General features: G+C 66.7%; 2 protein-coding genes. Both read right to left on the bottom strand.

Annotated elements, in window-relative coordinates; translation table 11 throughout:
• Window positions 1–303 (bottom strand): glutathione peroxidase (locus tag A9X05_RS11760; RefSeq protein ID WP_197499029.1); only part of this gene is annotated, 303 nt, incomplete at its 3' end.
• 50 nt (window positions 304–353) lie between these two features.
• The coding region (locus A9X05_RS11755) for a helix-turn-helix transcriptional regulator (RefSeq protein ID WP_231978336.1) at window positions 354–1,732 on the bottom strand (1,379 nt) is incomplete at its 5' end.

Raw genomic sequence — 1,732 nt, 5'->3', positions numbered from 1 at the left:
ATCGTCGCCGTTCACCTCGGTCTTGGCCAGCAGCGGGAACGTCACGCCGTACGTCGTCGAACAGAACTCCTGGATCTCCTCGGCCGTGCCCGGCTCCTGGCCCATGAACTGGTTGCAGGGGACGCCGACGACGGTCAGGCCGCGCCCGCCGTAGTCCTCGGCGAGCTTCTCCAGCGCCGTGTATTGCGGAGTCAACCCGCACTTGGAGGCGACGTTGACAACCAGCGTCGCGCCGTCGGCCAATTCGGCCAGCGTGGTCGGCCGGCCGTCGAGGGTGGTCAGGGGGATGTCTTTGAGGGTCACGCCGACGACGCTAACCGAAGGCGGCGACAGCAGCCAGACCCGAGGCGCAACTAGGGCAACAGGTGTCGCCGCCTGGCCTCGGAGACCGATTCCCCGCGCCTGGTAGCGCCCAGCTTGATGTAGATGCCCTTGAGGTACCACTTGACGGTGTTGATCGTGACCCCCAGGTTCCGCGCGATCTGCTTGTTCGACATTCCACGCTCCAAGAGCCGCAGTACCTCGATTTCGCGGGGGCTGAGCGGTTCTTCCGGCGTGGGAGCACGATCGGAGTCGCGCGTGACGACCGGGATGGCCGCGTGTTTGGCGTCGGCGTGGGCAGTGGCCAGCAACCGCGAGAGATAATCGGGCGGAACCTGGGCCAGCTTGGGCGGCCAGCGGCGGGTCCGGCTGGCGTCGCGAAGATGGGCAATGGTTTTGAGGATCTCCGGCCCGGCGTCGACGATGGTGCGCAGTAGCCCGGCGCGCGCGCCGTCGAGCAGCGCGGGGACGAGGATTTCGGCGGCGGCTTCGGGGTCGCCGGCGAGGAAGACCACCCTGGCGAGTTCGATGGTGCTGAGGGCTGCGCCGAGACGCCATCCGGCGGCGGTGCTTTCGTGATGCATCCTGGACACCAGATCGTGTGCTGTGTCGTAGTTGTTTTCCGCGCAAGCGATTTGGGCCCGCGCGCTCAGTTGGTAGTGCCGGGTGGCCATCGCGATGCCGTCCATGCCGTTGGCCACATCGTTGCCGCGGCGTGCGAGAATCTGTTGCGCGCGGCTGGTGTCGCCCAGCGCGAGGTGTAGACGCACGCACTCGTTGTCCAGCGCTGCGGACAGCCTCGGCAACGAAAGCTGCTGAGCCGCAACATGTCCTTCGTCCAGTAGGCCGAGCGCCTCATCGATGTCGCCACGAAGCACCTGGATGCGGGACAGGGTGCTGTAGGTCGCGATCATGAAGTCAACGACACCGCTTTCGGCGCCGAGCTCGTGACATTGCTCCAACAGCCCTTCGGCCGTATCGATTTCACCGCGTTCGTAGTGGAGCCGGCCCAGCAGGGCGCCCGCCAGCCGGGCCGCATGTGAATGCGGGCCGGCTTCGTTCTGAGCCAAAACGAGCGCTTCGGTGTAGCGGTTCTCCGCGGTGGGCAGGTCGAGTTGGGCGAATGCGGCAAGGCCCGCGAAGCACCGCCCGTACACACCGGCGAAGGGGCCGCCGGCGGTTTCGTGAAAGGCGGCTGCCCATTGTTGGCGCGTCTGTGCGCTTTCATAGGCGAAGGTATGGATGTCGACGAAAGTGCGGATGTTGGCGGAGACGGCCACGAGGAATGGCCGGTAAGGCGGATTGTCGACGATGTAGGGCGCGACGAGGGCGCAGGCGCGGTCGATGCGATCGCCGTAGACGTCCGTGCAGGCCTGCACCACGTCGGCCTCGCCGAGGACGCCTGCGCCGA

The organism is Mycobacterium sp. E3298 (assembly GCF_001666895.1).
Lineage (GTDB): Bacteria > Actinomycetota > Actinomycetes > Mycobacteriales > Mycobacteriaceae > Mycobacterium.
Note: the sequence above shows the minus strand (reverse complement) of the source record. Positions and strands in the feature narration are given on the sequence as shown.